Consider the following 4,733-nt stretch of genomic DNA (forward strand, 5'->3'; position numbering starts at 1 on the left):
GACGCGCCGACCGCCGAGTCCGTCCGGTCGTCGGCGGCATAGGTCGCGGTGAACAGTTCCCACAGCGTCCGCGCCGACACCTCGGTGCCGGTCGCGTCGGTGTGCCGCTGCACGTGCAGGGCGAAATCGATCTGCAGCCGCCGCGGCAGGTCCAGCCCGTACTCCTGTTGCAGCAGATAGGCGATACCGCCCTTGCCCGACTGCGAATTCACCCGGATCACGGCATCGTAGGAGCGCCCGACATCGGCGGGGTCGATCGGCAGATACGGTACCTCCCAAGGGATTTCACGCTCGGGCAGTCCCAGCCGGGCCGCCCGCTCGCGATGCTCGGCGAAGCCCTTCTTGATCGCGTCCTGATGGGTGCCCGAGTACGCGGTGTACACCAGATCGCCCGCGTACGGGTGGCGTTCGTGGATGGGCAGCCGCGTGCAGTACTCGACCGTGCGCCGGATCTCGTCGATATCGGAGAAGTCGATCATCGGATCCACGCCCTGCGCATGCAGATTCAACGCCAGCGTCGCCAGATCCACATTGCCCGTGCGCTCACCATTGCCGAACACGCAGCCCTCGACGCGCTGCGCCCCGGCCAGCACCGCCAATTCCGCACAGGCGACCCCGGTCCCGCGGTCGTTGTGCGGATGCACCGACAGGATGACGCTGTCGCGCCGTGCCAGGTTGCGGTGCATGTACTCGATCTGGTCCGCGTACACGTTCGGCGTCGCGACCTCGACCGTCGCGGGCAGATTCAGAGTGACGGGCCGCTCGGGGGTGGCGTCCCACAGCTCGGTCATCCGGTCGCAGATATCCAGCACATAGTCCGGCTCGGTCAGCATGAATACCTCGGGCGAGAACTGGAAGCGCACGTTCGGCATGTCCCCGGCCAGTTCCAGCACGTCGCGCCCGCCCGCCAGGATCAGCTCGGCCAGTTCGTCACGTGACTTATCCAGCACCACGTTTCGCCAAGTCGGTGCGGTGGCGGTGTACATGTGGATCACCACATTGTTGGGAATGCCGCGGATCGACTCCACCGTCCGCTCGATCAGATCCCGGCGCGCGGGCGTGAATACGACGATGGTGACATCGGCGGGCGCCAGCCGCGCCGACCCGATCAGCCGCACGAAGTCGAAGTCGGTCTGCGAGGCGCTCGGATAGCCGACCTCGATCTCCTTGTAGCCCATGGCCACCAGCATTTCGAAGAACCGCCGCTTGCGTTCGGGATCCATCGGCTCGGCCAGCGCCTGATTGCCGTCCCGCAGATCCACCGGCACCCACAGCGGTGCGGTCGTGATCCGGTTGGCGGGCCATTCACGTTCGGTCAGCGGTACCGAAACCCGTTGATACACATCGCGATACCGATGCGACGGCATGACGGAGGGCTGCTGACGATTCCAGGTCGGGAAGGTGCTCACGGGGCTTCGCTTTCGCGTCGGAGAGAGTGTGACCGGCGCAGCACAAGCGACCCGCTAGCGGGGTGCCGGTCTGGTCAGACCCCGCTGCGGCGGCGAAGGAGGAGAAGGGCACCCGTATGCATGTGGCCTAGACTAGAGGGGATTCACTCCTCAGACAAGTAGAGAGGCCGAAGCAAAGTGGCGCAGGTACAAAGGCATCCGCTCGCCGCCCAGGCGGCCGAGGTTCTGCTGGAGCGGATTCGGGCGGGGGAGTGGCAGCTCGGCCACCGGCTCCCCGGCGAAACCACCCTGGCCGCCCAGCTCGGCGTCGGCCGCTCCACCCTGCGCGAGGCCATCCGCGAACTCGCGGGCAAGGGCGTCCTCGAAAGTCGCCAGGGCGCGGGCGTTTTCGTCACCGCCCTGGACGTCGCCGAGGACTGGGACACCGTGCTGCGCCGCTCCGACATCGTCACCGTCATCGAGGCCCGCATCGCCATCGAGGCCGAGGGCGCCGCCCTGGCCGCGCGCCGCCGCACGCCCGCCGACCTGCGTGCCATCCTGCGCGCCCTGGCCGCCCGCGCCGAAAGCGGCGGCTCCGTCGAGGCTTTGGTCGACGCGGACACCGCTTTCCACCGCACCATCGTGGCCGCCGCCCACAACGACATCCTGCTGGAACTGTTCAACGCCTTCGTTCCGCGCTCGCGGCACGCCATGATCGACATGCTGCGCATCCGCCCGATGAAAGCCCCGAGCGCCGACCACGACGCGCACGAGAACCTCTACTCCGCCATCCGAGCCCGCGATCCGGAGGCTGCCGCCACCGCCAGCCGCATCCACCTGACCAGCCTCAAAGCGGCCTTCGACGGCTGATCGAAAATTTTTTCCGGCCGTGCGATGAGTTTCCGCGACGGCCCCCGTCCTAAGGGGCAAGCGAGTTCGACACCGAACCGACAAGCCCCGGAAGGACATTCGACATGACCGCCATCGCCGCCACCCCGACCGTCGTCACCACCACCCCGTCCAAGCTCCGCAACCGCGTCCTGTGGACCCTGCAGATCGTGCTCGGCCTCTTCTTCATCGTCGCCTCGGGCGGGCCGAAGCTCGTGATGCCGCAGACGTTGATCGACAGCGGCGCCGCGGGTGTGTCCATCCCGATCGGCCTGCTGATCTTCATCGGCGTCGCCGAGGTCTCGGGCGGTATCGGCCTCATGGTCCGCCGCGTGACCGGCCCCGCCGCCGCGGGCCTGTCCGTTCTCACCGTGCTGGCCGCCGGTACCCAGGCGTTCATCGTCGGCAAGCCCGCCATGGCGATCTTCCCGCTGGTGCTGGCCGCGATCTTCGCCTGGATCGCCTACGAGCGCCGCGCCTCCTTCTCCACCTTCACCAACCTGGTCAAGTGAGAGCTCCGGGATCTGGTGCAGTGAGCACAGATATTCGCTAGACCCCCGCCCGCCGCCGAGGACACTCGGCGGCGGGCTTCGGGGCGTTCGGTGGTCATCCACTCGAATTCGCTTCCCGGCCCGCCGATCCCCGATCGGCGGGCCGGACTCGTTTCACCACAACCCCGGGCCTGTGCAGCGTCCCCATCTACGTGCGGAAAGATAGAGAGCCGTGAGCGGCGACATCATCGACGAACTGACCTGGCGCGGACTGATCGCGCAGTCCACCGACCTGGACGCCCTGCGCGCGTCCGCGGCCAAGGGCCCGATCACCCTCTATGCCGGGTTCGACCCGACCGCGGCCTCCCTGCACGCCGGACACCTGGTTCCCCTGCTGGCGCTCAAGCGCTTCCAGGCCGCGGGCCACCGTCCCATCGTGCTCGCGGGCGGCGCGACCGGTCTCATCGGTGACCCCCGCGACGTCGGCGAGCGCACCATGAACTCCACCGACACCGTCGCCGAATGGGCCGGACGCATCCGCTCGCAGCTCGAGCGCTTCGTCGACCTCGGCGACGGCCCGAACGCGGCGATCATCGCCAACAACATGGACTGGACCGGACCGCTGAGCACGGTCTCCTTCCTGCGCGACATCGGCAAGCACTTCTCGGTGAACGTCATGCTGGCCCGCGACACGGTCAAGCGCCGTCTGGAATCCGACGGCATGTCCTACACCGAGTTCAGCTACATGCTGTTGCAGGCCAACGACTTCCTGCAGTTGCGCCGCGAATACGGCTGCACGCTGCAGGTCGGCGGTTCGGATCAGTGGGGCAACATCATCGCGGGCGTCGAGCTCAACCGCCGCGTCGACGGCGAGCACGTGCACGCCCTCACCGTTCCCCTGGTGACCTCGGCCGACGGCAAGAAGTTCGGCAAGTCCACCGGCGGCGGCAGCCTCTGGCTGGATCCGGAGATGACCAGCCCCTACGCCTGGTACCAGTACTTCGTGAACACGGCCGACGCCGACGTGGTCCGCTACCTGCGCTGGTTCACCTTCCTGTCCCGCGAGGAACTCGACGAACTGGAGAAGGCCACCGTCGAGCGCCCGCACGCCCGCGAGGCCCAGCGCCGGCTGGCCGCGGAAATGACGACTCTCGTGCACGGCGAGGAGAACACCCGCTCGGTGCAGCTGGCCAGCCAGGCCCTGTTCGGCCGCGGTGAACTCGGTGAGCTCAACGAGTCCACCCTGGCCGCGGCGCTGACCGAGGCCGCGGTCGACGGCAAGGTCGCCGAGGCGACCCCGGCCTCCACCATCGTCGACCTGCTGGTCGAGTCCGGTCTGAGCGAGAGCCGTGGCGCGGCCCGGCGCGCGGTCAACGAGGGTGGCGCATCGGTGAACAACCAGAAGGTGTCCGATCTGGAGTGGACCCCCTCGGATGCCGACTTCCTGCACGGGCAGTGGCTGGTGCTGCGTCGCGGCAAGAAGAACTTCGCCGGCGTGCGTCGCGCGGCCAACTGATCTGCTGCGCAATTGATTCGGCAACAAGATCGAAATGACCTGAGTCACAAAGGGGTGGCTCAGGTCGGAAAACCGCCCGGTCGCCACCCTTTTGACCAGCGCAAACGTGTTGGCGACCAGCGGATTTGACCTCGCGTTATCCGCCGCGTAACTTAGTCCAGGTCAGAGCGACACGGACACCGACCGGGACCGAAACACCCAGCTCAGAGCAGGGATTCGGAAGCGGAAAACGAGGTTGGACGAAGGCGCCGGACATGAACACTCCAGCCAAGAAATTGGATCTTGACTCTGTTGAGATCAGGGGCTAGGCTGGAAAAGTTGCCTCACTGGACATCCGATCAACTCGGAGCGATGGTGTGTGCGTGTGTTCTTTGAGAACTCAATAGTGTGTCGATGAATGTCAGTGCCAAATATTTTATTTGGTTCCAATCATTCTCACCCCCGTGAGGG

General features: G+C 66.7%; 4 protein-coding genes. 3 read left to right on the forward strand and 1 reads right to left on the reverse strand.

Going from position 1 to position 4,733, the window contains the following annotated elements; all coding sequences use genetic code 11:
- Positions 1-1,367: 2-isopropylmalate synthase (locus tag ACWELQ_RS38355; protein WP_452401918.1), on the reverse strand; the 1,367-nt coding region annotated here is incomplete at its 3' end.
- A gap of 219 nt (positions 1,368-1,586) precedes the next feature.
- Between ACWELQ_RS38355 and ACWELQ_RS38360 the strand changes: the two genes are divergently transcribed.
- The 3 genes from ACWELQ_RS38360 to tyrS all read left to right on the forward strand — a co-directional run bounded on the left by ACWELQ_RS38360 (position 1,587) and on the right by tyrS (position 4,283).
- Positions 1,587-2,258 (forward strand): FadR/GntR family transcriptional regulator, encoded by a 672-nt coding sequence (locus ACWELQ_RS38360; protein ID WP_452401915.1) that lies wholly within the window; start codon positions 1,587-1,589, stop codon positions 2,256-2,258.
- Between the two features lie 104 nt (positions 2,259-2,362).
- A complete protein-coding gene (locus ACWELQ_RS38365) occupies positions 2,363-2,788 on the forward strand; it encodes a DoxX family protein (RefSeq protein ID WP_452401916.1) in 426 nt (141 codons plus the stop codon).
- 211 nt (positions 2,789-2,999) lie between these two features.
- Positions 3,000-4,283 (forward strand): tyrosine--tRNA ligase, encoded by a 1,284-nt coding sequence (gene tyrS, locus ACWELQ_RS38370; protein ID WP_452401917.1) that lies wholly within the window; start codon positions 3,000-3,002, stop codon positions 4,281-4,283.
- Positions 4,284-4,733: the final 450 nt, after the last annotated feature.

The sequence above is a fragment of the Nocardia sp. NPDC004722 genome, from assembly GCF_053601505.1.